Origin of the sequence: Arthrobacter sp. zg-Y1219 (assembly GCF_030125545.1) — a bacterium.
In the GTDB taxonomy this organism is placed as follows: Bacteria; Actinomycetota; Actinomycetes; order Actinomycetales; family Micrococcaceae; genus Arthrobacter_B.
Window position 1 is genome coordinate 26,805 of the sequence record NZ_JASKLY010000005.1, and the last position, 25,998, is coordinate 52,802.

The window sequence follows — 25,998 nt, forward strand, 5'->3', positions numbered from 1 at the left end:
CACAGCCTCGCCCCAACCCGGGATGCGTGCCGATCCGGCGGATCCCACCACCGTGGAGCGGCTCAAAGCCAACATCGGAAAGCTCTCCACCGCCACCCTCAAGCAGCTGGACGTGTCACTGCCCTGGTATCGGGGCCTGCGCCCCGATGAACGCTCGGCCCTGGGCATGGTCGCCCAAAAAGGCATCGCCTCGTTCGTGAACTGGTACGAGCGTCCGGCCTCCCCCGCCTGGGTCCTCAGCGATGTCTTCGGCACCGCACCCACCGAACTCACCCGGTCGATCAGCCTGCAGAAGGCGCTGCAGCTGATCCGGGTGGTGGTGCAGGTGGTGGAGGACCGCGTTCCCGAGCTCGCCGACGACGACGTCCAGGGGCAGCTGCGCATCGCCGTCCTGCGCTATTCCCGGGAGGTGGCCTTCGCGGCTGCCGATGTCTACGCCCGCGCCGCGGAGACCCGAGGGGCCTGGGACACGCGACTGGAAGCCCTGGTGGTGGATGCCATCCTGCGCGGCGAGAGTTCGGACGCCCTGCGCTCCCGCATCGCCGCCGTCGGCTGGACCTCCACGGCCCGGATCACCGTAATGGTGGGCAGCTCGCCGTCGGACACCAATGCCTCCTTCGTCAACGAACTGCGCCGCGCCACGGCACGGCTCACCGAGGACGCCCTGGTGGGAATCCAGGGCGAACGGCTCATCCTGGTGCTCGGCGGCTTGGAGGACACCCCCGGCTCCTACGCCCGGCTTGCCGAACTTTTCGGCCCCGGTCCCGTCGTTTACGGCCCGCCCGCCGAGTCCCTGGTCGACGCCGGACCGTCGGCGCAGGCGGCATTCGCCGGACTCACCGCGGCCCGCGCCTGGCCGGCGGCGCCGCGCCCGGTGGCCGCCGACGACCTCTGGCCCGAGCGGGTCATGTCCGGCGACGACAGCGCCCGCCAGGCCCTGGTGCGGAGCATCTACCGGCCACTGCTCGGCGCCTCCAACGGCCTGGCGGAAACCCTTTCCGCCTACCTGTCGCTCGGGCATTCCCTGGAGGCAACGGCCCGGGAACTCTTTGTCCACGCCAACACGGTCCGCTACCGGCTGCGCCGGGTCTGCGACGTGACCGGCTGGGACCCGATGCTGCCGCGAGAGGCCTTCGTACTGCAGACCGCCCTCGTGGTGGGCCGCCTGGCGCCGCCCGGAAAAGCGGTCCCGGAGCGCCCGGCCACCCGCTCCTGAGCGGGTTGCATCCATCACCTTCCCTTGTAGACTTCCTACAACTGCTCACACAGAGCTTGGTCTACGCAAACACCCGGTATCTTCCCGACTCTTTGGAAAGCTTGATACGTGCTCGCTATTGTCTGCCCCGGCCAGGGGTCCCAAACGCCAGGTTTCCTTTCTCCGTGGCTGGAATTGCCCGGTGTCCGGGAACATCTCGAAGCCTTGAGCTCCCTCGCAGGTCTGGACCTGATCGCCCACGGCACGGTCTCCGACGAGGAGACCATCAAGGACACGGCAGTGGCCCAGCCGCTGATTGTGGCCGCCGGGCTGATGGCCGCACGGCTGCTGTTGCAGCCGCAGGCGCTGACCGCCTCCACCGTCGTCGCCGGCCACTCCGTCGGGGAAATCACCGCCTCGGCCCTGGCGGGTGCGCTCACCGAAGCCGACGCCCTCATGTTTGTCCGCGAACGCGCCAACGCCATGGCCCGCGCCGCAGCTGACACGCCCACCGGCATGAGCGCCGTTCTGGGCGGCGATCCGGACGAGGTGGCGGCCGCGCTTGCCGCCGCCGGCCTCACGGCAGCAAACGCAAACGGCGGCGGACAGACAGTCGCCGCGGGAACCCTGGAGCAGCTCGCCGCCTTCGCCGCCGCCCCTCCCGCCAAGGCCCGCGTGATTCCGCTGAAGGTAGCCGGCGCCTTCCACACCGCGCACATGGCACCGGCCGTGAGCGTCCTGGAAGCCCTCCGCCCGCAGCTGCGCCCGGCCGCCCCGCGCCCCACTTTGCTTTCGAACTACGACGGCGCCGCCGTCGTCTCCGGCGAAGCCAACCTCGACAGCCTGATCAGCCAGGTCTCCCGGCCCGTGCGCTGGGACCTGTGCATGGAGTCCATGGCCGCCATGGGAGTCACCGGAATGCTGGAACTGCCTCCGGCCGGCACCCTCACCGGCCTGGCCCGCCGCGGACTCAAGGGCCTGCCCACCCTGGCCCTGAAGTCCCCCGAAGACCTCGACGCCGCGCGGGAGTTCATCACCGAACACTCCTCCACGTCCGCCGCAGCAACAGCAGCAACCACCATTGGAGAAGGTAACGCGTGAGCACGCCCACCCTGAAGCAGTCCCCCGTCCACCAGTTCAGCCGCGTCCACGGCATCGGCGCCTTCCGCCCGGACGTCATCGTGAGCAACGAAGATGTCTGCCAGTGGATCGACTCCTCTGATGAGTGGATCCGCCAGCGCACCGGCATCGTCACCCGGCACCGCGCCGACAAGGGCACATCAGTGGTGGACATGGCCGAGGCCGCCGGCCGCGACGCCCTGCAGAGCGCCGGAATCGAGGGCTCCCGGCTGGGCGCCGTCATCGTTTCCACCGTCACGCATCCCTTCGCCACGCCGTCAGCGGCCGCCGAGATCGCGCACCGGCTCGGTGCCTCCCCCGCTCCGGCCTACGACGTGTCCGCCGCCTGCGCGGGCTACTGCTACGGAGTCGCCCAGGCGGATGCCCTGGTCCGCTCCGGCGCCGCCGAGTACGTGCTGGTGATCGGCGTGGAGAAGCTCTCCGACTTCATCGACAACACGGAGCGCACCATCTCGTTCCTGCTCGGTGACGGCGCCGGCGCCGTCGTCGTCGGGCCCTCCGACGCGGCCGGAATCGGCCCCTCCGTCTGGGGCTCGGACGGCAGCAAGTCCAGCACCATCGGCATGACCCATTCCATGCTGGACATCCGCGAACTGTCGCTGGCCGCGGAAACCGACGGCACCGAGGTCGGCGTGTCGGACGTCGCCGCCCGCGACGGCAAGCTGTGGCCGACCCTGCGCCAGGACGGCCAGAGCGTCTTCCGCTGGGCTGTCTGGGAAATGGCGAAGGTCGCCCAGCGCGCGCTGGACGCCGCCGGCGTCACCGCCGAGGACCTTGGCGCGTTTGTGCCGCATCAGGCGAACATGCGCATCATCGACGAAATGGCCAAGCAGCTGAAACTGCCCGAGTCCGTCATCATTGCCCGTGACATCGCCGACGCCGGCAACACCTCAGCGGCCTCCATTCCCCTGGCCACGCACCGGCTGCTGAAGGAAAACCCCGAGCTCAGCGGCAAGCTCTCCCTCCAGATCGGCTTCGGCGCAGGCCTGGTCTTCGGCGCACAGGTTATCGTTCTTCCGTAACCTGTGCGTCCCCCAACACCCCACCGTTCCGCGGTTGGACAACCCACGCCGGCTCCTGCCGGCGTCACGAGAAAAAGGAGCCAACATGGCTAGCAACGAAGAAATCCTGGCCGGCCTCGCCGAGATCGTCAACGAGGAAACCGGTCTGGCCCCCGAGTCCGTCGAGCTGGACAAGTCCTTCACCGATGACCTGGACATCGACTCCATCTCCATGATGACCATCGTCGTCAACTCCGAAGAGAAGTTCGGCGTACGCATCCCGGACGAAGAGGTCAAGAACCTGAAGACCGTCGGCGACGCCGTGGACTTCATTTCCAAAGCCCAGGCGTAATCCGCCGGCGGCCGCTGCCCTCGCCGGCGGCGGCCGCCGCGTCAGCGCAGTTTTGCAGTTCCCGCACCACCAACGTCTTCGAGAGAGTGAATCATGGCCCGCAAAGTAGTCATCACCGGTTTGGGTGCCACAACGCCCATCGGCGGAGATGTTCCCACCATGTGGAAGAACGCGCTCAAGGGTGTCGCCGGCGCCCGCACCCTCGAGGACGAGTGGGTGGAAAAGTACAGCCTTCCCGTCACTTTCGCCGCACGCGTCACCACGCCGGCCACCGACGTCCTCTCCCGCGTTGAAGCCAAGCGCATGGATCCCTCCACTCAGTTTGCCGTCGTGGCCGCCCGCGAGGCGTGGGCCGACTCGGGCATCGAAGACGTCGACCATGACCGGCTCGGCGTCTCCTTTGCCACCGGCATCGGCGGCGTCTGGACCCTTCTGGATGCCTGGGACACCCTGCGCGAAAAAGGCCCCCGCCGCGTCCTGCCCATGACCGTTCCCATGCTGATGCCCAACGGCCCCGCCGCCGCCGTCAGCCTGGACCTGGGCGCCCGCGCCGGCGCCCACACCCCGGTGTCCGCGTGCGCCTCCGGCACCGAAGCACTGCACCAGGGACTGGAGCTGATCCGCTCCGGCAAGGCCGACGTCGTCGTCTGCGGCGGTGCCGAAGCCGCCATCCACCCCATGCCGATGGCCGCGTTTGCCTCCATGCAGGCGCTGTCCAAGCGCAACGACGATCCGGAACGCGCCTCGCGTCCCTACGACAAGGACCGCGACGGCTTCGTGATGGGTGAAGGTGCCGGCGCGCTGGTGCTGGAATCCGAGGAGCACGCGCTGGCCCGCGGTGCGCGGATTTACGCCGAGCTGGCCGGGACCGCAGTCACCGCCGACGCGTACCACATCACCGCACCCGACCCCGAGGGGCTGGGCGCCACCCGCGCGCTGAAGGCCGCCCTGGCTGACGCCGGCGCGCAGGCCGAGGACGTGGTGCATGTGAACGCACATGCCACCTCCACCCCTGTCGGTGACCGGCCCGAGTATGCAGCGTTGAAGGCCGCACTGGGCGCCCACGTGGACAACGTTGCGGTGTCGGCAACCAAGTCCCAGACCGGTCACCTGCTGGGCGCTTCCGGCGCCGTGGAAGCCGTGATGGCAGCCATGGCCGTGTCCGACCGCCAGGCTCCGGCCACCATCAACCTGGATAACCAGGATCCGGAAATCCCGCTCGACGTCGTGACGTCCGCCCGGGCCCTGCCCGGCGGGGACATCGTGGTCCTGAGTAACTCCTTCGGTTTCGGCGGGCACAACGCCGTCATCGCCCTGCGCAGCTACTAGGCACCACCAGCGCCAACAACAGCAGCGCCAACAACAGCAGCGGCCGTTTCCCGAGGGAATCGGCCGCTGCTGTTATTAACCAGCTATGGTTTGTTTGCTTGTTGCGTGGGCTGCCCCGGCTAGTGGTCTGGCCGGCTGGTGTTCTGCCCGGCTATCCGACCTGGTGCAGCCAGCGGACGTTGGCGCCGTCGCCCGCGTACCGGAAAGGCTCCAGCTCGTCATCCCAGGCCTCCCCCAGCGCAAGGGAAAGCTCGTGGTAGACCGCCGAGGGATCCCCCGCGCCGTTTTCGTAGGCGTACCGGATGCGGTCCTCGGAGACCATGATGTTGCCGTGCACGTCGGTGGCGGCATGGAAAATGCCCAGCTCGGGCGTGTGGCACCACCGGCTCCCGTCAGATCCCGGGCTCTGGTCTTCAGTGACTTCGTAACGAAGGTGCGCCCAGCCGCGCAGGGCCGAGGCCAAGAGCGACCCGGTGCCCTGCGGCCCCGTCCATTCCAGCTCGGTGCGCAGCATGCCCGGGGCAGCGGGCTGAGGGGTCCACTTTAGATCCGTTCGCTTTTCCACGACGGATCCAATGGCCCACTCAATGTGCGGGCACAACGCAGACGGGGCGGAGTGTATGAATAACACGCCGTGGGCCATCACAACAGACATTCCATCCTCCATAGCTGTAGGTACGTCTTCCCCAACGACCTTCAGACCATGTTGAAATGCTCGTGCTGCCTGGTTAATTCAGGACCAGCCTGAAATCACCGCAAACTGCGCTTAGGTTTTTTCTGTGGCTTCCAATTCTTTTAAAGTCCTTCATCCGGTGCGGACTTAGCCTTATTGTGCCGCAAGTTTCTGGAATGCGCCAATAATCCTTTCCGGGTGTACCGGCGCGGAACACGGCACCGGTATCCGACCGTCCGGGGCACCGGGCGGGGCACCGATATCCGGCCGTCCGGGGCACCGGGCGGGGCACCGGGCGGGGCACCGGGCGGGCTCAGGCCCGGGGGTGCGCCTGCTGGTAGCTTGCCCGGAGCCGATCCACAGATACATGGGTGTAGAGCTGGGTGGTTGCCAGTGAGGAATGGCCCAGAATCTCCTGCACGGCCCGCAGATCGGCACCGCCGTCGAGCAGGTGCGTGGCGGCTGAGTGCCGCAGCGCGTGGGGCCCCGTAGCTCCCGTATCGCCCAGGGCCTCAAAGAGTCCGGCCACCACGGAGCGGACCTGCCGCTGGTCCACTCTGCGGCCGCGCTGCCCCAGAAACAGCGCGGGGCCGCTGTCGGCTCCGGCCAGAGCGGGCCTGCCGCGGCGCAGCCAGTCATCGACGGCCGCGGCCGCGGGCTGCCCATAGGGAACAGTGCGTTCCTTGTTGCCCTTGCCGATCACGGTCAGCGTGCGCCGGTCTGGGTTCAGGTCGTCGATGTCCAGACCGGTCAGTTCGCCCACCCGGATGCCGGTGGCATAGAGCAGTTCGACGATGGCCCGGTCCCGGACCGCCAGCGGTCCGCCGTCGACGGCTGCGTCGGCCAGAGCAGTGAACAGCTCGCCGATCTGCCCCGCGCGCAGCACCGCCGGCAGGGTCCGCTCCCGCTTCGGTGCCCGCAGCCGCAGGGCCGGGTCAGTGTCGATGAGCTCCTCGCGCAGCGCCCACCCGGTAAAGCTGCGGGCGGTAGCGGCCCGGCGGGCCAGTGTTGAGCGTGCTTGGCCGGCCGCACTGAGTTCCCCGAGCCAGCCGCGCAGGATTTCGAGATCTATCCCGGCCAGCGTCCGCACTCCCCCGGCGAGCGCATAGGTCAGCAACTTGGCAACGTCCCCTTCGTAGGCTCGCACTGTGTGCTCGGAACGGCCGCGCTCACTGGTCAGGTAGCGGCTGAACCCGCGCAGGGCCCGACTGAACTCCGCCGGCCATGCCCCGGCTTCCCCTGTGCCCGTGGGCTCACTGTCGCTCGAAGGTTTCACCCCTTTACTGTCCTCGCATCACGGCGCGACCTCAAGCAGGCACACCGGCGGTGCCGGCGCAATGCACGCGCAGGACGGCGGTGGCCTCGGATGACTCGTGGTCCAGCAGGAAACGCTTCGAGTCGATGCCGGCGGAGTACCCGGTCAGCGCACCCCGGGATCCGACCACCCGATGCGTGGGAATGACGATGTTCAGCGGATTGCGGGACAACGCTGCCCCGACACCGCGTGCCTTTGCGGCATCGCCGAGCCGTATGGCCAGCTCCTTGTAGCTGCAGGTCTGGCCGTACGGAATTGCCGACACCTCGGCCCAAACCCGGCGTTGGAAGTCCGTCCCGCGGGTGTCGAGATCCAGGTCGAAGCAGCAGCGGTGCCCGGCGAAATACTGCTCGAGCTGGCGTTCGACTTCCTCGAAGCCGTCTTCGACGATCCGGCCCAGCCCGTGATCGGCGGCCGGATCGGGAACCCCGGGGAAGACAGCCCGCAGGGCACCCTCGTCGGAGGCCAGGGTGAGGACACCCAGCGGCGTTACGACACTCTTATGGATGCGCATTGTGGTTCCTTTCGTGGATGTGCGGTGGAGCAATGGGTTCTTGGTGCTTTGGGGTCTTGGTGCTGCGTTGGATTTGCTTGGGTCTTTGCCCGGCGACGGCGACGGCTCATTGGCGGCTCCGTCGCCATGTCTCCGGCCCGTCGCGGACGGCAAGGTCTTCCAGTTCCAGCCGTGCCAGGCCGGCGCGGACCGCCGGAACCGACAGCCCGGCCACCGACGCAAGCTTGTCGACCGGTGATCCGCTGCGCAGCGGCAAAGCATCAAGGAGGAGGATGTCTTCGATCGTGAGCCCGTCATGCACCGCTCCGGGTTCGCCACGCTCCACTTCGGCGGAGGCTGCAGCCGATCCGATGGGACTGCCCAGTTCAACGACCTCGGCTGCGTCTGTTACGCAGACGGCGTTGCCGTCTCGAAGCAGCCGGTGGCAGCCTGCCGAGTTTGCCGAGTACACGGACCCCGGCACCGCACCGACCTCCCGGCCCAGGGCTGCGGCGTGGTGGGCAGTGTTCAGTGCCCCGGAACGCCAGCGGGCCTCAACCACCACCGTCACGGCGCTGAGCGCTGCGATGATCCTGTTCCGCTGCAGGAACCTCCAGCGGGTGGGAGCGGATCCCGGCGGCACCTCGGACAGCAGGAGTCCGCGCCGGGCCACCTCCCGCAGCAGGTCCTCGTTCCCTGCCGGGTAGTAGCGGTCCGCGCCGCAGGCCATCACGGCCACAGTGGGAATCCCGGCCGTTCCCCCGGTGGCCAGCGCCGCGCGGTGGGCCTGGGCGTCGATGCCGTAGGCACCTCCGGACACCACGGTCCATCCCCGCGTCACCAGCCCTGCTGCAAGATCTCCTGCCACTGAGGCTCCGTACCCCGTGCTGTCGCGGGAGCCCACGACGGCCGCCGTCCGGCGAAGCACGGGCATTCCAAGGCTCAGATCGCCGCGCACCCACAGGCACAGGGGCATGCCCAACCCCAAATCGCGTAGTGCTTCCGGCCACCGCGGGTCCTCGGGAACGAGCAGTTCACCCCCCAGACGGCCGATGGTCGCCAAATCGCGGTCCGGCGCCAGGTCAGGAACTCTCGGCGCCCACCGGCTCAGGGCTTCGGGCAGACTGCTGCCCCGCCCTGGGATGCCCGCTGCGGCCAGCTCCTCGGAAACTTCCCGGCGCAGCTCCTTCCCGGCGGACAGCGTTCCCGTCGCCACCCGCACCGCATCGGTCGGCCCCGCCGCCGCCACGAGAGCCAACCCAACGTTGTCCGATGGCTCGAATAACCGGGACAGCGCGGCCCGGCTGCGAAGCAATGCCGTCCGGTCCCCGCTCATGCCAGCGCTCCCTGCTGCCGGAACCCCAACGCCTGCCCGACGTCGTCGGCATCCGGCGAGTCATGCCCGGCAAGGTCGGCGACGCTCCATGCGACCCGCAGCACCCTGTCATAACCGCGTGCCGTCAGTGTCTGGCGGTCCATGGCGCGGTCCAGTGAGGAGGTGGCCTTCGGCGACGGCCGGAGGGCACCGCGGAGCAGGTTTCCGGCCACCTCGGCATTGGTTTCACAGCCCCAGCCCTTCAACCGCTCGTGCTGGATGCTCCGGGCGGCGGCGACCCGGCCGGCGATCGCGGCGCTTTGTTCGGCGCCGCCGTCGCCGGCCAGCTCGCGAAGGGACACGCGCTGAACGGTCAGCTGCAAATCCACCCGGTCCAGCAGCGGGCCGGAGAGCCGGCTGAAGTAGCGTCGGCGCTGTTGCGGAGTGCAGGTGCAGTCAATGCCCTTTCCAGAGGCCAGGCCGCAGGGGCAGGGGTTGGCTGCCAGCACCAGTTGGAACCGCGCCGGATAGCTGGCGGTACCGGCAGCGCGGTGCAGCTCGAGTTTGCCGCTCTCCAGCGGCTGTCGCAGGGCGTCCAGCACGCGCCGGTCGTACTCCGGAGCTTCATCAAGGAACAGCACACCGCGGTGGGCCCGGGACGCCGCACCCGGACGGGCAATGCCCGAGCCTCCGCCGATGATCGCCGCCGACGACGCGGTGTGATGCGGACTTTCAAAGGGCGGGCGCCGCAACAGCTGGGAACACGGCCGGCCGCCCCAGACCAGTGAGTGGATCGCGGTGACCTCCATGGCATGGGTGTCCGGAAGGTCCGGAAGCAGGCTGGGGAGGCGCTCGGCCAGCATGGTCTTTCCCGCTCCGGGCGGCCCGGTCATCAGGAGGTGGTGGGCGCCGGCGGCAGCAACCTCCACGGCGAATCGGGCCTCCGATTGGCCGGCAATGTCCGACATGTCGTGGAGCGGAACGGTCACTGCCGTCCCGTCGTCGAGGCTTCCTTCCGGGGTTTCGTCGGGAACCTGCGGCGGAAAGGACAGCCGGCCGGGATCGGCACCGAGAAAGGCCGCCACCTCCGCCAGTGACTCGAACCCGGTCACTTCGGCTCCGGGGACGAGGGCAGCCTCGGCGGCGTTGGCTGCCGCCACCGTGATTTCCGGATAGCCGGCGTCCACGGCCGCCATGACTGCGGGCAGGATGCCGCGCACCGGCCGCAGCCGTCCGTCCAGACCAAGCTCGGCGATGAAAACGCGGCGGCCGCTGCAGCGGATGTCTCCGGCGGCGGCAAGCGCGGCCGTGACGATGGCCAGGTCGAATCCCGACCCGCGCTTGTGTACGTCCGCCGGCATCAGGTTGACGGTGATCCTCCGGCGGCTCAGCGGCAGGCCGGCATTCTTGGCTGCCGATCGAACCCGGTCCTTCGCTTCGGTGAGGGAAGCATCAGGCAATCCCAGAAGAACGAAGGAGGGAAGCGTCTGACCGATGTCGGCCTCGACTTCCACCATCCGGCCGTCCAAGCCGACCAGACCCACACCATAGGTTCGTCCCAGCGTCACGGCGCCACCTCGCGCAGATGCTCGATCACAGGTGCGCCCACGCCGTCGTCGACCACCGATACGGCGTCCACCCTGAACGCTGCAAAGCGCCGGTCCTGGGCCTTCCGCCACCTGCTGGCCAGGAGGTAGAGACGGGCAAGCTTGGCCGGCGTGATGGCTTCGAGAGGATGGCCGTAATTCAGCGAGGAACGCGTTTTGACCTCCACGATGACCAGCGTCCCGTTGTCGATTCCCACGAGGTCGATCTCTCCGTCGGGGCAGCGCCAGTTGCGGTCGATGACCTCTATGCCGGCCGCGGTCAGGTAGCCCGCCGCGAGGTCCTCGCCGTGTCGTCCCAAGGTGTCTTTGGCTCTCATGGCTCCACCCTGCTCCTCCGGGCCGGGCGGTACGTTGCTTCTGCCGCAGGATGTGGATGAGCGTGCCCCGCCCGGTCAGCAGACCCGCATTGGGGAGGAACGATAATGCCCGTCCACGGCGGCAGGCTCCCTTAGCGGGCTGAACGGGCGGTCAGGGCGGAGAGATAATAACCTTCGATTTTCCGGACCACGTCACGGGCACGGCCCTTGAATAAGTGCGGAGAAAAGGTCACATCCCAGCCCCCGGACATGGCACGGCTCCACTGCAGCATGCCGGCTATGTCCCGCTGCGGGAGGGCGGCAAGTGCCTGCAGTCCGCCGCGGCCGTGCCTGAGCGCCGGGCGGGGAGCCGCCCGCCGCAGAACGGAGCCGGTGAACTTTCCCGCCACTGCTGTTGCCCTGGCCAACCGGATCTGTTCCGGGGTGAAGGACGCGAGGTACCCTTCATAGGATTTCAGGCGGATTCCGATGACTTTAGTCCCTCCGGGAGCCCCTTCAATCCGCCCGATGCCGACGGCCTCGAAATCTTCCCAGGGTATGAAGCCTCCGGAGTGGGGCTGAATGCCGTCCTCGGACAAGGTGAGGACAACCGGATCCCGCAGTTTCTTCCATAGGACGGCGCCATAACCGCCGCCAAAAAAGAGAACGCACACCAGCCCGATAATTTTGTTGCGCCACTCGGGGCTGAGACAGAAGAACAGCCCGATGGCGACGAAAAGCGCGGCTAGGAGTCCCATCCCGATCAGGCGGACCCAGGAAACCGGAAGGATCAGCGGTGCCAGTTTGGAAGCGCCCGGTGCAGCCGATCTTCCGCCGTCGTCGTCCCTCGTGTGCAGATGACGAGACCCGTCGCAATTCCGTTTGGCTTCAGTCATAAGTCTCCGTGCCTTTCCTGAACGCTTCCCTGTGAGTGGCTGACCACAACAGATGAACAATAGCAGCGAGAAAGAAGCACTAATTCCTTCTTTGCATTGGGCAACCTTTTTGGGCGATATGCAGGACGGATCAGATCTTGCCGTGATCTTGACACCATCTTGCGTCCGAGCTGAGGGTCCTCCGACAGGATGGGCGGACCCCCACATGACGACCCAAGACTTTAAAGCGCTTACCGAAGGAATTATGAAGAACGTCATGAAAACAACTGCGACTGCTGCTGCAGCCGCCCTTGCTCTCGGCGGCTTCTCACTAGCCGTCATTCAGCCGGCCACTGCCACCGGCGGCACCGCGCCGGAAACATCCACTACCGTCCGTCAAGACGTGGGTGCGTATCTTTACAAGAAGAACGACGAATCCAAGCCTGCCGCATGGGAAAACTCCGGCCCCCAGGATTTGCTCCAGGTCAAGGAGCACACGACAAAGTGGTTTGAAGCTGACGAAATCATGAGTCGGCTCCCAAAGGACATCTGCGGCCCGGATTGGGCCATCCAGCAGGACAAGCTGGATATCGACACCACCAGCCCCTTCAAGTGGCCCGAAACCATTACATATCCTGATGGCTTCGGTGAGGGCGCCACCCTGACTGATAACAGGCACGACGACCTCGAGACCTACGGCCCTGTGCCCGATTGCGAGCCGGATCCCAGCCCGAGCCCTACGCCGGACCCCAAGCCCACCCCGGAGCCCAAACCGATACCGGACCCGAGCCCTAGCCCGACCCCGGACCCCAAGCCCACCCCGGAGCCCAAACCGACACCGGACCCGAGCCCTAGCCCGACCCCGGACCCCAAGCCCACCCCGGATCCCGAGCCGACGCCGGACCCGACACCGGACCCGGAACCCAGCCCCAAGGCGACTCCCGAGCCGAGCCCGACACCGGCACCCAGCCCCACACCGAGCCAGACACCGCCTGCCGTAGTCGTCCCGCAGCCGACACCGCCGACACCGCCTGCACCGCCTGCACCTGCCCCGGTTACCCCCGGGCAGCTGCCGGACACCGGAGCTAATCCGGCCATGGCAGCACTGGCCGGAGCCGGAATCCTGGTTGCCGGTCTGGGCACAGCGGCCCTGGTACGGAACCGCCGTCGCGCTGATTCGGCCGATGCCTAACCTGCCGAGATCGAACCAGCGGATCGTCAGCTAGCGAACCGCAGACCTGAAGAGATTGTTCGGGTTGATGCGAACGGCCCCGAGGCCTTTCCCCGGGGCCGTTCGTATGCCCGCACTGCGGACGGCCCGCGGGGCGAACCACCCGCGGTGGATCGCCCCTCAGGCATCAGTGCGACCCCTAATAGACCACGGGCATGGATTCCAGCCGGACGTGGGTGAGCTGAAAGGCTCCGGCCCCGTCACCGGATCCAGGCAGGAATGCCGGCAGGACACCCGCAAAGGCACGGCTGAGGGTGATGTGCGGGCGGAGGCGGGATGCGAACATGAAATTGGGATCGGCAGCGGTGAAGGCCTCGACGTCGGCAATGCCGCAGCGGCGGAGGAACGCCGCCAAAGCGGCAAAGGCTGCGGCATGGGACTGCATCAGCGCTGAGGAGGGAAAGTACTCCAGCACCAGCGTCCGCCCGTGCCGTCCAAAGCGTGACAGAACCGCCGGCTCCAGCACGACCGGCTGCCCCGGCATCGCCGCCTCGGTTTCCGCGACGTAGTCCGCAAGCAGCACTTCGTAGTCTTCCCGGGCAATGCCGGTGGCAACTGAGACCACCGCGTAGACGTCCCGCACCTTGCCGAAATGGATCAGTGTGAGGTGCAGCTGCCGCTCGGAAACCCAGCGCGGCCGGCCGCCGTCGTTGATCTCCGGCAGCGCCGCCAGATCCTGCTGAAGCTTCATCAGGTGCGTCAACGACTCCGGGTCCGGCCGAAGCTGTGCGTAAAGGCGCCGGTTCCCGGACAGATACCCGGCCAGCGGAGAATCGGGAAGTGCCATTGGAGCAGTCTAAGGAGATGCGCGCCGAAGCGGCACCCCTGCCGCTAGGGTGTACCCATGCCATTCGACATCCCGCTTCTGTCCGACGGATCGCTGACGCTGCGGCCGCACCGCGCCTCCGACGTCGAGCCGGTGTTTCTGCGCTCCGTCGATCCGTTGACCCGCCAGTGGACCACCATTCCGCTGGACTACACGCGCGCGATGGCCGCGCACTATGTGGCAGCGATCTCGGTCGCGCAGGACGATGCGGTGTCCTGGGCCCTGGAGTTCGACGGCGCTTACGCCGGCTCGCTGGATCTGCGCTTCCAGGGGGCCAATTCGGGAAACCTGGGGTTTGTGACCGCACCCGCCTTTCGGGGCCGGGGTCTGATGTCCCGGGCAGTGTCGCTGGCCGTGACCCATGCCTTCGACGGCCTGGGCTGGGACGTGGTGACATGGACCGCCCACGCGGGAAACACCGGAAGCTATAAGACCGTCTGGCGCAGCGGGTTTCCTCCGCCGATTGCCGTTCCCCATTTTCTTGCCCACCGCGGCCGGATGGTGGAGGGCTGGATTTCCAGCCTCGCTGCCGAAGACCCGCGGCTGCCCACGGGGCTGTGGGCGGAGTGGCACGACGTCGTCGAACGGCTTCCTGCGGCGCCGGTCGAACTGACGGCGCCGCCGGCATGCGCGCCGGCGCCACCGACCGCACCGATCAAGGCACCGATCGAGCCGGCGCCGGCGCCGGCACCGTCGAGCCGCCGGCCCTAAACTTCGCCGGGGACGGCGGCCGCCCGTCGCAGCGTGCGGGCGAGCGTCAGCCCAGTTCGTCTGCCTTGGGAATGGTGAGGTCGTCGTTGCGGGTCAGTTCCTCCACGTTCACGTCCTTGAACGTGATCACGCGGACGCTTTTGACGAACCTGGCGGACCTGTACACATCCCACACCCAGGCATCCTGAAGCGTGAGATCGAAGTAGATCTCGCCGTCCGCGGAGCGTGCCTGCAGGTCCACATGGTTCGCCAGATAGAACCTCCGCTCCGTTTCGACTACGTAGCTGAAGAGCCCCACCACGTCCCGGTACTCACGGTAGAGCTGAAGCTCCATGTCCGTTTCATAGTTCTCAAGGTCTTCCGCGCTCATAATTCCATCATCCCCCAACGACGCTCTCTTGGTCTGCGGCATACGGTTCCGGACGCGATCCCAACTGCCAGGACATCCGGTGCAGGGGCGTGGGCCCGTGCGCGTCAATCGCCAACCGATGGGACGCCGTAGCGTAGCCCTTGTTCACTTCCCAGCCGTACTGAGGATGTGTCACAGCGTAGTCCACCATCATCGCGTCCCGCTCCACTTTCGCGAGTACGCTGGCGGCGGCCACGCTCAGGCACTGCATGTCGGCCTTGATCTTGGTGTGGACGGGCGCCAGGCAGCCGCCGTCGTCGTCGTTCGGAACGTCAAAGAGGCTGGCCTGGGGCGCCGGCGAGAGCCAGTTGTAGTTGCCGTCCAGAAGCACGACGTCGGGCGTCAGGTCCGAGCAGACCTGGTCCCAGGCGCGGGTTCCGGCCAGCCGCAGCGCAGCCATGATCCCGTGGAGGTCGATTTCGGCCGCGCTGGCATGCCCGACGCCCCAGCCCAGCGACCATTTCTTGATCAGCGGCACCAGGGTTTCCCGGTCGCTGACGGAGAGCAGCTTGCTGTCCCGCACGCCCTTGAGTGACCGGACCGTTGCCAGGTCCACGGCCACCAGTCCCACGCTGACCGGCCCGGCCAGGGCACCGCGGCCCACCTCGTCGCAGCCTGCCAGCACCTTGTGGCCGGCGGCGGCAAAGGACCGCTCGAACCGGAGCGTCGGGGCCTTGCTGCCGGTTCCGGTCTTCGGACGCTGGCGGGCTGGCGCAGCCGTCATTTCGATTCGGCCGGTGCTGAGCTGGAGGGCTCGGGAACGTTTTCGAAGACTTCCGGATAGCTGCCCACGAAGCCAGCGCGGTTCAACGGCCATGCGGTCACGGCCGCCTTACCCTCGATGTCCTCGACGTCAACGAAGCCGCCGCTGGGATCCTGGAGGTGTTCGCGGGAATCCGCGGAGGCGTTGCGGTGGTCGCCCATGACCCAGACCTTGCCCTCGGGAACCACGACGTCGAAGGCAACGTCCGACGGCGACGCGCCGGGGTAGATGTAGGGCTCGGTCAGCGGCTCGCCGTTGACCGTGATCTTGCCGTCGGCGTCGCAGCAGACGACGCGGTCGCCCTCGGTGCCGATGACCCGCTTCACGAGGTGCTGCTCCGAGGTGTCGGGAACCAGCCCGACAAAGATCAGGGCATCGCGGATCCAGGTTCCCGGGCCCTCGGTGGCCGGCGGGAGCTCCGGCAGCCAGCCCTTGGTGTCCTTGAATACCACCACGTCGCCGCGGTTCAGGTCAAAGGGTTCCGGGACCAGCAGGTTCACGAAGATGCGGTCGTTGATCTCCAGGGTTTCCTCCATGGAACCCGAGGGGATGTAGAACGCCCGGAAGAGAAACGTCTTGATCAAGAAGGACAGCAGCAGCGCGACCACAATGATGGTGGCCACTTCGCGCAGCCAGCCGCCAAAGCCGCGGTTTTTCTCGCTGCCCTTTTTCTTGCCGGCACTCTCATCGCCGGCGCTGTCCTTGCCGGCGCTGTCCTTGCCGGCGCCGTCCCTTTTGCCGGGGGCCGCCGCGCGCGGGTTCGCCGAATGGGCGCCGTGGATGCCGGATCCGGCGCTCTGGGTGGGCTCGTCCGGGACGTTCTGAGCCATATGCTTTCCTCTTACTTCGCCGTGTTCCACTCGGCTCCTAACTCTAGCCGCTCAATATCCGAACTACGCTCCAGCGGCCACAAGATGGCCGTGGCCCTGCCAATGACGCGCTCCTGCGAAATGAGTCCGCCGCCGGGAGCCCCCAGCAGGGACCGGGAATCGGCGGACCGGGACCGGTGGTCTCCCATCAGCCACAGCCGGCCGTCGGGGACAATGACGTCAAAGGACTTCTCGCTGGGAGCGTCTCCCGGATAAACGTATGACTCGTCCACCGGAGTTCCATTGACGGTCAACCGAGGCTCGTCCGCCGTGCAGCAGCTGACCCGGTCACCCGGAACTCCGATGACCCGTTTCACGTAGACAGTGTCGCTGCCGGCCAGGCCGACCCACCGGGCCAGGGACTTCACCGCTGTCACCGGGAGCGGATCACCGTTGTGCAGCGGAGCCAGGGATCCTTTGCCGTCAAAGACCACGACGTCGCCGCGCTGGATTTCGCCGGACCTGTAGTCGGTGCGTGAGACCACCACGCGGTCGCCCGGTTCCAGCAGCGGCTGCATCGACTCGGACGGTATGTAGTAGACGTCCACGACAAACGCGCGGACCAGCGCCACCAGCACCACAGCGGCGGCAAGGGCGCATAACACGAAACGCCAGCCCACAAACCGGGGCCGGCGTTTCATGTGCTTCCCGGGAGGGTCCGAAGATTCCCGGGAAGCGGATGCTGCGTGGATCAAGAAAGTTACTTGGCGGGACGTGCGTCGCGCTTTTCCTTGATCTTGGCTGCCTTGCCGCGCAGATCGCGCATGTAGTACAGCTTGGCGCGGCGGACGTCACCCTTGGAGACGAGCTCGAGCTTGTCGATGACCGGGGAGTGAACCGGGAAGGTACGCTCCACGCCGACGCCGAAGCTGACCTTGCGGACCGTGAAGGTCTCGCGCAGGCCATCGCCCTGGCGCTTCATGACGAAGCCCTGGAAGACCTGAACACGGGTGTTCTTGCCTTCGATGATGTTTACGTGAACCTTGACCGTGTCACCGGCGCGGAACTCGGGGATGTCTGAACGCAGCGAAGCTGCATCAACAGAATCTAGGATGTGCATTGTGTATCACTCCTGGTGGACGCCACAGGTCATCCACTTTGGTAACGGCAGGCAAGGATGCAGCGGTTACGCTGCACAGATGCTGCCGAAGCTAAAGACCGGCTGAGCCGAGGATTGGCTGCCGGCGTGCAGTCTGTTGGCCGCGCTCCCCCTGTGGCAGGTGCGGACCCAGATGACACAGTTATCTATTCTGCCATATCCCGCCAAACGCCACCAATCAACGGCGCGGCAGGATCCGGTCCTTCGTCACTTCGTAGCCCAGAGCTTCGAGCGCTGCCTTATCGGCTTTGTTCAGCTGCGCGGCGTCGAGCTTTTCCAGCAGGTCCGGGCGGCGTGCGGCGGTGCGCTGCAGCTGCTGCTCGCGGCGCCACTGGGCGATTTTACCGTGGTTGCCGCTGAGCAGGATTTCCGGCACATCGCGGTCCCGCCAGGACGAGGGCTTCGTGTAAACGGGGTATTCCAGCAACCCGTCGGAGTGCGATTCCTCCACCAGGGATTCCGGATTGCCGACGACGCCGGGCACCAGGCGGCCGATTGCCTCCACCATGGCCAGGACGGCGACCTCTCCCCCGTTGAGCACATAGTCGCCGAGGCTGACCGGGCGGACATCGAAATGCTCTCCGGCCCACTCCAGCACGCGTTCGTCGATGCCCTCGTAGCGGCCGCAGGCGAAGACCAGGTGCTTTTCTTCGGCCAGCTCATAGGCCATGGCCTGGGTGAAGACCGCACCGGCCGGCGACGGAACAATCAGCACCGGGCGTGCGGCTTCCTCTTCGCCGGCGACGGAGGCCAGTGCCTGCGCCCACGGTTCGGCCTTCATCACCATGCCGGCGCCGCCGCCGTAGGGGGTATCGTCCACGGTGCGGTGCCGGTCCGTGGTGAAGTCGCGCAGGTCGTGGACGTTGAGGTCCAGCAGGCCATCCTGCCGGGCCTTGCCGATCAGCGACAGGTCCAGCGCGGCCAGGTACTCCGGGAAAATGCTGACTACATCAATGCGCACTTTAGCGGCCGGCCTCGCCCGAAGCGCTGTTCGGCGCCTTGTCCGCTGCCGTCGCCTTGTCCTGCTTCTCCGGCTTGTCCTGCTTCTCCGGCTTGTCCTCGGGCAGGTTCAATTCGAAGAGGCCCGGGGGCGGGGTGATCAGGACGTAGCCGCCCTCGACGTTGACCTCGGGCACGATGGCTTCCACAAACGGAACCAGGACCTCGCGGCCCTGCGTGTCGTCTACGACAAGCAGGTCCTGCACGGTCAGGGTGCGCAGGCCGCTGACGGTGCCGACGACGTCGTCGCCCACCTTGGCCTGCAGGCCCACCAGCTCGTGCTCGTACCAGCCCTCGGCGTCGTCTTCGTCGTCCAGCTCTTCGGTGTCGACGGAGAGCATCGCGCCGCGCAGTTCTTCGGCGCCGTTGCGGTCAACGACCTCATCGAAGCCGAGCAGCAGGATGTCCTTGTTCCACCGCGCGCTGATGACCGTGAGCGGACCCTTGGACGCGGGCTCGACGGTGAGCTCGGTTCCGGGTACGAAGCGGTCCTCGGGGGCGTCGGTCATGACCTGGACGGTCACTTCGCCGCGGATGCCGTGCGGCTTGCCGATGCGTGCCACCTGTAACTGCATGGGGGGTCTCCTTGTATTGGTGCGGCGTAGTTTGGTGCGGTGGGATGGGATGGTTCGGCACCGACGTGGTGCGGGCTTGCGAGGGGGCGGTCCTGTTGGCGGTCCTGCCCGGAAACACATCCGGCCCCTTCACCATTATCTGGTGCAGGGGCCGGATGCCGTGAACTGCGTTCAACTGGTAATGCTATGAAGAAAGTGCTGGAACTGACGATGCAGTCCGGCCGTGCCGCGGATGTTCAGCGGCGGCGGTCGGTATCCACTACATCGACGCGAACCGGTTCGCCGTTCGCCAGGGCTGCAATCACAGTGCGCAATGCACGTGCGGTCCGTCCCTGGCGTCCGATGACGCGGCCCAGATCGTCCTGGTGAACGCGCACCTCGAGGGTTTCCCCGCGGCGGTTGCTCTTGGCGGAAACCTTGACGTCCTCAGGACTGTCAACGATTCCGCGGACGAGATGCTCCAGCGCTTCGGCCAGCAAGTTACTCAGCCTCAGCCTCTGCGGAAGCCTCGGGAGCCTCGTCCTTCTTGGCCTTCGGGGTGATGGCCTCGGGAACGATCACTGACTTCTTTTCGGGAGCTACGAAAGCTTCCTTCGGGGCCTTGACCTGAAGGGTGCCTTCCTGGCCCTCGATGTTCTTGTACTTCTGCCAGTCACCGGTGATCTTCAGCAGAACTGCGACCTGCTCGGTGGGCTGGGCGCCGACGCCGAGCCAGTACTGGGCGCGGTCCGACTTGATGTCGATGTACGACGGGTTCTCGGTCGGACGGTAGAGTCCGATTTCCTCGATGGCACGGCCATCGCGCTTGGCACGGGAATCCATGACAACGACGCGGTAGTGTGCTGAGAACTTCTTGCCAAGGCGCTTAAGGCGAATCTTTACGGCCACTTTTGTGGTCACTCCTGATCTGAAAAGGGGCGAACCCGAACTTCTGCTCCCGTGGGGCGGGCCATAACGTTTGGGTTCAAAAAGGACAAGATGCATGCACGGAGAGAGGGGCCGCGCAGATCGAGTACCTGACCATTGTGCCAGATGACTCCTTGTTTGGCGACTCGGGGTTTGGCGCGTCGGGCCGGGCGCTGTCCGCCACGGGTTCCCCCTCCATGGGCCCCTCCGCACTACCCCACGGTGACGCGAAGGCGGTTGCGCCAGGGATCCTCGAAGCGCAGCTCGGCACCCGTGTGGTGACTGGAGATGCCGGCGAGCTTCAAGCGGTCAGCCAGCCCGGCGACGTCGTCGGCCGTCGGCACGGTCAGGAGGACTTCACCCAGGCCCAGCGTGTCGCGGCGGGGGCCGGCGCCGCGGCTGTTCCAGACGTTCATGGCCATGTGGTGGTGGTAGCCGCCGGCGGATACAAACAGTGCCTGCCCGTGGAAGCCGGCAGTGCGTTCAAAACCCAGGGTGTCCACGTAGAAGGCCGCGGCGGTGTCGGTGTTTCCCACCTGGAGGTGGACGTGGCCGACGCCGGCCCCGGCACCGCGCAGTCCGGCCAGCGCCTCCTCGGTGAGGTGTTCCCGGAAGTAGGTTTGCGGGGAGAGCGCCAGCGAGGCCATCCGGACCTCGCGGCCGGTGGCGGTCTCGTCCCAGTTCCAGACGTCCCGGGGCTTGTCGTAGTAGAGCTCGATGCCGTTGCCCTCGGGGTCGGTGAAGTAGAACGCCTCACTGACCAGGTGGTCCGCTGACCCGACGAAAGCCGCAGGATCAAACTGCGCCGCGGAGGCCACCGTGGCGGCCAGATCCGCCTGCGTTTCGAAGAGAATGGCGGTGTGGAACAGGCCGGCCTCGCCGCGCGAGGCCACCTGCAGTCCCGGCGCCGGAGCGAGATGCACCACGGGGACGCGGCCGCGACCAAGGTACTGGCCGCCGTCGGCTTCAGCCACAATGTCCAGGCCGAGCGCACCCTGGTAGTAGGCGGACACCTTCGCCAGATCGCCGACCTTCAGCATGACGGTTCCCATCGCGAGGTCGGCGGGAAGCAGGTCGGAGGGATTTACTTGAAGGTTCATGTAATGAGTTTAGTTGAAGGTTCAGGTAAAGCCAAGCTGCGGAGAGTTCGCTTGGGGACAAGTTCCTGCCGCTTTCCTCAGCTTCACTTCCTGCGTTCTACGACAGCTCGCGCTTCCGCACCGCATCCCTCTGCGGCCTGGGCAGGCCCGTCTGCAGGCCCGCATGCCCCCTGGGGCTTCTTCATATCCGGAAGCTGGCCCGGAACCTCACAGTTACCGTCTTTGGGATCCTCCCCAAGCTTCGCTCCGCGGAGATCGGTACGAGTCAGATTCGCGTTCCTGAGGTCAACGCCACAGAGGTACACGTTCCGCAAGTCGGCATCCACAAAGCTCGCGTTCCCGACCTCCGCACCCGTCAGATCGGCCCCGACCAGATTAGCTGCCCGAAAATCGCTAATGCTCCCCTTGTTATCGGTCAAAATAACATCGCGCATTTCAGCTCCGTTCAGGTCAGCAAACACGAAGTTGGCTCCACGCAGGTTGGCATCGGTCAGCATAGCGACGGACATGTTCTTACCGCGAAACCGATAGCCGGTCAGATCAAGAAGTTCTGAGGGATTACCCGGATCCATCGGTCGCACAAAGCCGGTCAGATCCGGGGATATCCCGATGGTGAAGCGGATATTCTCTCGTTGGGCTCGCAGATCCCGGTCTTCGGAGATCGCTTGAACGGCGAGCTGGAGGACGAGAATCGCCAGCGCTATTGCCACGCCGGTTCCCAGGGCGATTGCCAAACCCGCCCGCACTTCGTCATGGGGTTCTCCCGCAAACGAGTGAATTCGCCACAACGTGATCGCCAGTGCAACGACCAAAAGTACTTCCACGACGGTAACAAACAAGACGAACCAAAGAACATTATCGACTGGTATCAGTTTCCACGACCGTTCAGGGGCAACGAGCGGCAGGATGAACTCGAATATGATTGTCACGATCAGCAACAGCCCGACCGCAACAATCAGAATGCTCAGCCATCGTATAGTCACAGAACGATTTGGCTTTTGACCGTTCACCGTCTTTCTCGCTTTCTGACCTCCCGCTCGCTCAGTGATTGGTCTCCTCCTAACGGAGACGAAAGACTGCGCTTGGGGAACCCGTTGCCTTGTTACGGCGACGGTTGCCGCCGCCCCCCTTGGTGAAGATCCGAGGTGGGCAGTATGCGGCGTCTTGCAGCCTTTGACAACACTTGGAAGACGATGGAGCGCGATCAGGCACCAGTGGAGTTCACGGCGTGATCTTCGAACACCGCATGGACAGCTCCGTGCCTGCCTCTACGCGGTGAATCGAGTCGACAGGTTCAGGTCCTCGACACGATCAGTTCGGCGAGACTTAGTTCGAAGGCACAAGCTCAATGCGCATCGCGACCCGCTCCCCCAGCGCATCCAGGCCGATTTCCTTCTCGTGCTCCCGCAGGGCCTGCAGTTCGCCGCCGGGCTCGGCCACCGTCCCAAAGCCGCAGCTGGCGTAGAACGGAGCATTGAACGGCACCCCGGCAAAGGTGCAAAGCGTCATGGAGGTGTATCCCTGACCCTTCGCCCATTCCAGGGCAGCTGAAACCAAAGCGCGGCCGAGCCCGGCGCCGGCCGTGTCGGGATGCACCGAGAGCTGCTCCAGATGTGCCTGCCCGTCCACTTCCTCGAGCCGCGCGAACCCCACGGGCGGAGTTCCCGCCACCAGAAGATGCAGGGCGGAAGCCAGGTCGGCTGCGGAACCCGGAGGCGGCAGCGGATCGGCTCCCGGCCCTGAGTCCCGAACTCCGGCCATCCCTGCCAGCAGGCTGTCGGAGGCCGCCTCCAGCGCAGGCAAAAGGGCCAGATCCTCAGCTCCGGCTTCCCTGATGACAGGGACCGAGCGGCGCATCAGCGGTCTCCCGCTTCCACCCGGCTATGCGCGGCGAGGAACTCCCGGATCTCGCGCTTGCCGGTCCCGGTGTCCTGCGGCCGGTGATTGCCGCCCACCTGGAGGTGTTCGGCTCCGGTGGAGACCAGGAAATCAGCCACCTCTTCGTACAGCGGTTCCCATCCGCCGGTGAGCACCAGCGTGGGCACGCCGGGAACAATGTCCAGCGGCGCCTCCCAGGGCGGTGTTTGCAGCCGAAGCCGCGCAGCGGACCGCCGGGCAGCTTCATCGGCCGGAGCGGAATGGCCCGGCCGTGCGGCGCGGCCTGCGGCTGCCGCCTCGACTGCGAAGACACGGCGGACAAATGCGCGCTCAAAATCCTCGTCGCTCATCTCCGGTGCGGCGTCGAAAAGCGGCTGCAGCAGTTCCCGGTGGGCGGCGGTGGCCGGAAGGTCGAGGGTCAGCGAGAACACTGCCGGCTCGCACAGGATCAGGGAATACACCCGCGCCGGATCCCTCAGTGCCGCCAGCATGGCCGGAATAGCGCCTGCCGAGTGCGCCACCAGGTGGCCGCCCTCGCCGAGTGCCTCCCGGATTATTGCGATATCGGTTTCCAGATCCGGCGCCAACGGCTCCGCGACGTCGTCGAATCCGTGTCGCTTGATAAACAGGCAGTCATAGTCCAGCGCCAGCCCGTGCTGCCGCGGCCAAGCCGTCGCGCCGAAGCTGCCGGCGCCGTGCACAAACACCACTCGTTCCAAAGGCATGCGGGACTCCTAACGTCCAAGAATTCCGGAGAAGCCGCCCACAGGCGGCATCATCCGACGGGTCGGCGGCGGCACAGCCGGTTCGCCCGGCGTGCTGCTGCCGTCCACCAGTTCGGTCACCGTGCCAAGATCCAAAGCTTCCAGTGCGCCGGCAACCCTGCGGGCGACGGCCTCGCCCAGCACAGCGGCGCAGTCCGGCACCGGCACAAAGCGGGCTTCCCGCTCACCGCCGCCGGCGGTGAACCCGGCGACCGACGTGGCCAGCTCCCCGCCGTCGTACACAAACGCGATGGAGTCACCCTGGCTGCCGGGCCTGGCCGCGCCGGGGCTCGCACCGGCCTGGATGTAGTCCAGCACCAGGACGCGGCCGACGCCGAGCTCCAGTCCCAGCGTCCCGGCAACGATGCGCCGGGACGCGGAGCGCGGATCCTCTGCGCCCAGGACGACGCCGCCGGGAAGATCCCAGCTGCCGGAGCCGGAACGCAGCAGCAGCACGCGGCCGTCGGTGCTGCGGATCAGGACGGCGGCGGTGGTGCTGCGCTTGAACACGGATCCGTAAAACCCGCTCAGTCCCTGTGCTGCCACACTGGCCTCTTCCCTGGGTTTGCCTCGCCGGTGGACCGGCCGGATCCGGCTGAATCCGCTTTAAACAGGCACCGCCGGACAGAGGTCCGGCGGTGCCTGTGCGTAATCCGTTACTTGCCCAGGAACTTTTCGAAGCCCTTGGGAAGGTTCAGCGAGGACGGGTCGAAGTCCGCGTCCTGAGCGCCGAACGCACTGCCCGTGGGCAGCGCCTTGCGGGCACCGGCACGGCGGGCCTCCGCCTCGGCCAGCTCCTGCGCGGCCTTGGCCGGGTTTCCGGAACGGGCCTTCTTCTTGCCCTTGGCTGCCTGCTGCTTCTTGCGGCCGCCGCTGAAACCGCCGGGGCCGGCCATCCCAGGCATGCCCGGCATGCCGCCGCCGGCTGCCATCTTCTTCATCATCTTCTGGGCCTGCACAAAGCGTTCCAGCAGGCCGTTGACCTCGGAAACGTGCACGCCGGAACCGCGGGCGATGCGGGCGCGGCGGGAACCGTTGATGATCTTCGGCGCCACCCGCTCATGCGGCGTCATGGACCGGACAATGGCTTCGACCCGGTCGATTTCGCGCTCGTCGAAGTTTTCCAGCTGCTCACGCATGCCGGCGGCGCCGGGCATCATCATGAGCATCTTCTTCATCGAACCCATCTTGCGCAGCTGCTGCATCTGGGTCAGGAAGTCGTCCAGGGTGAAGTCTTCCTGGTCGGCGAACTTCTGCGCCATCCGGGAGGCTTCGCCCTTGTCCCAGTTCTGCTCGGCCTGCTCAATGAGCGTCAGGACGTCGCCGAGGTCCAGGATGCGGCTGGCCATGCGGTCCGGGTGGAAGACCTCGAAGTCGGTGAGGCCTTCACCGGTGGACGCGAACATGATGGGCTTGCCGGTCACCGACGCCACGGACAGCGCGGCACCGCCGCGGGCGTCGCCGTCGAGCTTGGTCAGCACGACGCCGGTGAAGTTGACGCCCTCGTTGAAGGCCTGCGCCGTGTTCACGGCGTCCTGGCCGATCATGGCGTCAATGACGAAGAGGACTTCGTCCGGGTTGATGGCGGCGCGGATGTCGGCGGCCTGCTGCATCAGTTCGGCGTCCACGCCCAGGCGGCCGGCGGTGTCCACGATGACGACGTCGTGCAGCTTGGTGCGTGCCTCTTCGATGCCCTGGCGGGCAACAGCCACCGGATCGCCGGTGGCGGACTCGAACTCGGAGCTGACGCCCGGGTGCGGTGCGTAGACCGGCACGCCGGCGCGTTCGCCGTTGACCTGGAGCTGCTTGACGGCGTTCGGCCGCTGGAGGTCCGCGGCGACGAGCAGCGGGCTGTGGCCCTGGCTCTTGAGGTGCTTGGAGAGCTTGCCGGCGAGGGTGGTCTTACCGGCACCCTGCAGGCCCGCGAGCATGATCACCGTGGGCGGGTTCTTCGCCAGGCGCAGCCGGCGGGTCTCGCCGCCGAGGATCCCGACGAGCTCCTCGTTGACGATCTTGACGACCTGCTGGCCCGGGTTCAGTGACTGCGAAACCTCAAGCCCGAGGGCACGTTCCTTAACGGAAGCGGTGAAGGCGCGGACCACGGACACGGCGACGTCGGCGTCGAGCAGCGCGCGGCGGATCTCGCGGACTGTGGCATCGACGTCGGCTTCGGTGAGTTTGCCCTTGCCGCGAAGGTTCTTGAAGGTTGTAGTCAACCGGTCAGACAGTGAATTGAACACGTGCCGCGCACTTCTTTCGTCAGTTCTTCGCCATGTT

General features: G+C 66.6%; 30 protein-coding genes. 7 read left to right on the plus strand and 23 right to left on the minus strand.

Going from position 1 to position 25,998, the window contains the following annotated elements; all coding sequences use genetic code 11:
* Positions 1–22 precede the first annotated feature (22 nt).
* The 5 genes from QNO00_RS03115 to fabF all read left to right on the plus strand — a co-directional run bounded on the left by QNO00_RS03115 (position 23) and on the right by fabF (position 5,017).
* On the plus strand, positions 23–1,216 hold the full coding sequence (locus tag QNO00_RS03115) for a PucR family transcriptional regulator (protein WP_229965765.1): 1,194 nt from the start codon (positions 23–25) through the stop codon (positions 1,214–1,216).
* 108 nt (positions 1,217–1,324) lie between these two features.
* Positions 1,325–2,296, plus strand: coding sequence for an ACP S-malonyltransferase (locus QNO00_RS03120; protein WP_229965372.1), 972 nt, complete (start codon positions 1,325–1,327; stop codon positions 2,294–2,296).
* Positions 2,293–3,357: a beta-ketoacyl-ACP synthase III gene (locus tag QNO00_RS03125; RefSeq protein ID WP_229965371.1), complete on the plus strand. Its 1,065-nt coding sequence runs from the start codon at positions 2,293–2,295 to the stop codon at positions 3,355–3,357. The genes QNO00_RS03120 and QNO00_RS03125 overlap by 4 nt, the downstream gene beginning before the upstream one ends.
* Positions 3,358–3,442: 85 nt before the next feature.
* A complete protein-coding gene (locus QNO00_RS03130; RefSeq protein WP_152217833.1) occupies positions 3,443–3,688 on the plus strand; it encodes an acyl carrier protein in 246 nt (81 codons plus the stop codon).
* Between the two features lie 93 nt (positions 3,689–3,781).
* Positions 3,782–5,017, plus strand: a complete 1,236-nt coding sequence (fabF, locus tag QNO00_RS03135) for a beta-ketoacyl-ACP synthase II (RefSeq protein ID WP_284023596.1) — start codon at positions 3,782–3,784, stop codon at positions 5,015–5,017.
* A 151-nt stretch (positions 5,018–5,168) separates the two neighbouring features.
* Here the strand turns inward: fabF and QNO00_RS03140 are convergent, their stop codons facing one another.
* From QNO00_RS03140 to QNO00_RS03170, 7 genes are all read right to left on the minus strand, one after another.
* The gene (locus QNO00_RS03140; protein WP_229965369.1) at positions 5,169–5,672 is read right to left on the minus strand and encodes a DUF3145 domain-containing protein; all 504 of its coding nucleotides are present in this window, start codon (positions 5,670–5,672) and stop codon (positions 5,169–5,171) included.
* A 331-nt stretch (positions 5,673–6,003) separates the two neighbouring features.
* The gene (locus QNO00_RS03145) at positions 6,004–6,966 is read right to left on the minus strand and encodes a tyrosine recombinase XerC (protein WP_502863031.1); all 963 of its coding nucleotides are present in this window, start codon (positions 6,964–6,966) and stop codon (positions 6,004–6,006) included.
* A 31-nt stretch (positions 6,967–6,997) separates the two neighbouring features.
* Positions 6,998–7,519, minus strand: coding sequence for a methylated-DNA--[protein]-cysteine S-methyltransferase (locus QNO00_RS03150; protein WP_284023597.1), 522 nt, complete (start codon positions 7,517–7,519; stop codon positions 6,998–7,000).
* A gap of 106 nt (positions 7,520–7,625) precedes the next feature.
* A complete protein-coding gene (gene dprA / locus QNO00_RS03155) occupies positions 7,626–8,834 on the minus strand; it encodes a DNA-processing protein DprA (RefSeq protein ID WP_284023598.1) in 1,209 nt (402 codons plus the stop codon).
* Complete coding sequence (locus QNO00_RS03160; protein ID WP_284023599.1) at positions 8,831–10,381, minus strand: YifB family Mg chelatase-like AAA ATPase; 1,551 nt, start codon at positions 10,379–10,381, stop codon at positions 8,831–8,833. Before QNO00_RS03160 ends, dprA begins: the two co-directional genes overlap by 4 nt.
* The gene (locus tag QNO00_RS03165) at positions 10,378–10,737 is read right to left on the minus strand and encodes a YraN family protein (protein WP_229965362.1); all 360 of its coding nucleotides are present in this window, start codon (positions 10,735–10,737) and stop codon (positions 10,378–10,380) included. Before QNO00_RS03165 ends, QNO00_RS03160 begins: the two co-directional genes overlap by 4 nt.
* Before the next feature lie 131 nt (positions 10,738–10,868).
* Complete coding sequence (locus QNO00_RS03170) at positions 10,869–11,612, minus strand: STM3941 family protein (RefSeq protein ID WP_284023600.1); 744 nt, start codon at positions 11,610–11,612, stop codon at positions 10,869–10,871.
* Positions 11,613–11,868: 256 nt separating this feature from the next.
* Between QNO00_RS03170 and QNO00_RS03175 the strand changes: the two genes are divergently transcribed.
* The gene (locus QNO00_RS03175; protein WP_284023601.1) at positions 11,869–12,783 is read left to right on the plus strand and encodes an LPXTG cell wall anchor domain-containing protein; all 915 of its coding nucleotides are present in this window, start codon (positions 11,869–11,871) and stop codon (positions 12,781–12,783) included.
* A gap of 178 nt (positions 12,784–12,961) precedes the next feature.
* On the opposite strand, the gene QNO00_RS03180 is transcribed toward QNO00_RS03175, so the two are convergent.
* Positions 12,962–13,609 (minus strand): hypothetical protein, encoded by a 648-nt coding sequence (locus tag QNO00_RS03180; RefSeq protein WP_284023602.1) that lies wholly within the window; start codon positions 13,607–13,609, stop codon positions 12,962–12,964.
* Between the two features lie 57 nt (positions 13,610–13,666).
* Here QNO00_RS03180 and QNO00_RS03185 point away from each other — a divergent pair, with 57 nt between their 5' ends.
* Positions 13,667–14,359: a GNAT family N-acetyltransferase gene (locus tag QNO00_RS03185; RefSeq protein ID WP_284023603.1), complete on the plus strand. Its 693-nt coding sequence runs from the start codon at positions 13,667–13,669 to the stop codon at positions 14,357–14,359.
* Positions 14,360–14,405: 46 nt separating this feature from the next.
* On the opposite strand, the gene QNO00_RS03190 is transcribed toward QNO00_RS03185, so the two are convergent.
* The 15 genes from QNO00_RS03190 to ffh all read right to left on the minus strand — a co-directional run bounded on the left by QNO00_RS03190 (position 14,406) and on the right by ffh (position 25,961).
* Positions 14,406–14,729: a DUF2469 domain-containing protein gene (locus QNO00_RS03190; protein WP_104053848.1), complete on the minus strand. Its 324-nt coding sequence runs from the start codon at positions 14,727–14,729 to the stop codon at positions 14,406–14,408.
* Between the two features lie 7 nt (positions 14,730–14,736).
* Positions 14,737–15,492 carry a ribonuclease HII gene (gene rnhB, locus QNO00_RS03195; RefSeq protein ID WP_284023604.1) on the minus strand — a complete coding sequence of 252 codons (756 nt, stop codon included), beginning with the start codon at positions 15,490–15,492 and terminating at the stop codon, positions 14,737–14,739.
* Positions 15,489–16,361, minus strand: coding sequence for a signal peptidase I (gene lepB / locus QNO00_RS03200; RefSeq protein ID WP_284023605.1), 873 nt, complete (start codon positions 16,359–16,361; stop codon positions 15,489–15,491). Before lepB (QNO00_RS03200) ends, rnhB begins: the two co-directional genes overlap by 4 nt.
* A gap of 11 nt (positions 16,362–16,372) precedes the next feature.
* On the minus strand, positions 16,373–17,041 hold the full coding sequence (lepB, locus tag QNO00_RS03205; RefSeq protein ID WP_229965355.1) for a signal peptidase I: 669 nt from the start codon (positions 17,039–17,041) through the stop codon (positions 16,373–16,375).
* 59 nt (positions 17,042–17,100) lie between these two features.
* Positions 17,101–17,460 (minus strand): 50S ribosomal protein L19, encoded by a 360-nt coding sequence (gene rplS, locus QNO00_RS03210; protein WP_229965354.1) that lies wholly within the window; start codon positions 17,458–17,460, stop codon positions 17,101–17,103.
* Between the two features lie 217 nt (positions 17,461–17,677).
* Positions 17,678–18,460, minus strand: a complete 783-nt coding sequence (gene trmD / locus QNO00_RS03215) for a tRNA (guanosine(37)-N1)-methyltransferase TrmD (RefSeq protein WP_284023606.1) — start codon at positions 18,458–18,460, stop codon at positions 17,678–17,680.
* Position 18,461: 1 nt separating this feature from the next.
* Positions 18,462–19,073 carry a ribosome maturation factor RimM gene (rimM, locus tag QNO00_RS03220; protein ID WP_284023607.1) on the minus strand — a complete coding sequence of 204 codons (612 nt, stop codon included), beginning with the start codon at positions 19,071–19,073 and terminating at the stop codon, positions 18,462–18,464.
* 236 nt (positions 19,074–19,309) lie between these two features.
* Positions 19,310–19,552, minus strand: coding sequence for an RNA-binding protein (locus tag QNO00_RS03225; RefSeq protein WP_104053842.1), 243 nt, complete (start codon positions 19,550–19,552; stop codon positions 19,310–19,312).
* Between the two features lies 1 nt (position 19,553).
* On the minus strand, positions 19,554–19,961 hold the full coding sequence (gene rpsP / locus QNO00_RS03230) for a 30S ribosomal protein S16 (protein ID WP_229965351.1): 408 nt from the start codon (positions 19,959–19,961) through the stop codon (positions 19,554–19,556).
* A 230-nt stretch (positions 19,962–20,191) separates the two neighbouring features.
* Positions 20,192–21,079, minus strand: a complete 888-nt coding sequence (locus QNO00_RS03235) for a VOC family protein (protein WP_284023608.1) — start codon at positions 21,077–21,079, stop codon at positions 20,192–20,194.
* Between the two features lie 83 nt (positions 21,080–21,162).
* A complete protein-coding gene (locus QNO00_RS03240) occupies positions 21,163–22,062 on the minus strand; it encodes a pentapeptide repeat-containing protein (protein ID WP_284023609.1) in 900 nt (299 codons plus the stop codon).
* 343 nt (positions 22,063–22,405) lie between these two features.
* A complete protein-coding gene (locus QNO00_RS03245) occupies positions 22,406–22,936 on the minus strand; it encodes a GNAT family N-acetyltransferase (protein WP_284023610.1) in 531 nt (176 codons plus the stop codon).
* The gene (locus tag QNO00_RS03250; protein WP_229965347.1) at positions 22,936–23,682 is read right to left on the minus strand and encodes an alpha/beta fold hydrolase; all 747 of its coding nucleotides are present in this window, start codon (positions 23,680–23,682) and stop codon (positions 22,936–22,938) included. The genes QNO00_RS03245 and QNO00_RS03250 overlap by 1 nt, the downstream gene beginning before the upstream one ends.
* Positions 23,683–23,691: 9 nt before the next feature.
* Positions 23,692–24,267 carry an NUDIX domain-containing protein gene (locus QNO00_RS03255; RefSeq protein WP_284023611.1) on the minus strand — a complete coding sequence of 192 codons (576 nt, stop codon included), beginning with the start codon at positions 24,265–24,267 and terminating at the stop codon, positions 23,692–23,694.
* Positions 24,268–24,377: 110 nt separating this feature from the next.
* Positions 24,378–25,961, minus strand: a complete 1,584-nt coding sequence (ffh, locus tag QNO00_RS03260; RefSeq protein WP_229965345.1) for a signal recognition particle protein — start codon at positions 25,959–25,961, stop codon at positions 24,378–24,380.
* Positions 25,962–25,998 lie beyond the last annotated feature (37 nt).

Bases quoted from the DNA above. Each gene is read 5' to 3' on its own strand.
- QNO00_RS03250 (WP_229965347.1), bottom strand. From the start codon at position 23,682: ATGCCTTTGGAACGAGTGGTGTTTGTGCACGGCGCCGGCAGCTTCGGC.
- QNO00_RS03190 (WP_104053848.1), bottom strand. From the start codon at position 14,729: ATGAGCGCGGAAGACCTTGAGAACTATGAAACGGACATGGAGCTTCAG.
- QNO00_RS03165 (WP_229965362.1), bottom strand. From the start codon at position 10,737: ATGAGAGCCAAAGACACCTTGGGACGACACGGCGAGGACCTCGCGGCG.
- QNO00_RS03150 (WP_284023597.1), bottom strand. From the start codon at position 7,519: ATGCGCATCCATAAGAGTGTCGTAACGCCGCTGGGTGTCCTCACCCTG.
- QNO00_RS03175 (WP_284023601.1), top strand. From the start codon at position 11,869: ATGAAAACAACTGCGACTGCTGCTGCAGCCGCCCTTGCTCTCGGCGGC.
- dprA (WP_284023598.1), bottom strand. From the start codon at position 8,834: ATGAGCGGGGACCGGACGGCATTGCTTCGCAGCCGGGCCGCGCTGTCC.
- QNO00_RS03185 (WP_284023603.1), top strand. From the start codon at position 13,667: ATGCCATTCGACATCCCGCTTCTGTCCGACGGATCGCTGACGCTGCGG.
- rimM (WP_284023607.1), bottom strand. From the start codon at position 19,073: ATGCAGTTACAGGTGGCACGCATCGGCAAGCCGCACGGCATCCGCGGC.
- lepB (WP_284023605.1), bottom strand. From the start codon at position 16,361: ATGGCTCAGAACGTCCCGGACGAGCCCACCCAGAGCGCCGGATCCGGC.
- lepB (WP_229965355.1), bottom strand. From the start codon at position 17,041: ATGAAACGCCGGCCCCGGTTTGTGGGCTGGCGTTTCGTGTTATGCGCC.
- rplS (WP_229965354.1), bottom strand. From the start codon at position 17,460: ATGCACATCCTAGATTCTGTTGATGCAGCTTCGCTGCGTTCAGACATC.
- QNO00_RS03140 (WP_229965369.1), bottom strand. From the start codon at position 5,672: ATGTCTGTTGTGATGGCCCACGGCGTGTTATTCATACACTCCGCCCCG.
- QNO00_RS03235 (WP_284023608.1), bottom strand. From the start codon at position 21,079: ATGAACCTTCAAGTAAATCCCTCCGACCTGCTTCCCGCCGACCTCGCG.
- rnhB (WP_284023604.1), bottom strand. From the start codon at position 15,492: ATGACGGCTGCGCCAGCCCGCCAGCGTCCGAAGACCGGAACCGGCAGC.
- QNO00_RS03245 (WP_284023610.1), bottom strand. From the start codon at position 22,936: ATGCGCCGCTCGGTCCCTGTCATCAGGGAAGCCGGAGCTGAGGATCTG.
- QNO00_RS03115 (WP_229965765.1), top strand. From the start codon at position 23: ATGCGTGCCGATCCGGCGGATCCCACCACCGTGGAGCGGCTCAAAGCC.
- QNO00_RS03130 (WP_152217833.1), top strand. From the start codon at position 3,443: ATGGCTAGCAACGAAGAAATCCTGGCCGGCCTCGCCGAGATCGTCAAC.
- fabF (WP_284023596.1), top strand. From the start codon at position 3,782: ATGGCCCGCAAAGTAGTCATCACCGGTTTGGGTGCCACAACGCCCATC.
- QNO00_RS03170 (WP_284023600.1), bottom strand. From the start codon at position 11,612: ATGACTGAAGCCAAACGGAATTGCGACGGGTCTCGTCATCTGCACACG.
- QNO00_RS03180 (WP_284023602.1), bottom strand. From the start codon at position 13,609: ATGGCACTTCCCGATTCTCCGCTGGCCGGGTATCTGTCCGGGAACCGG.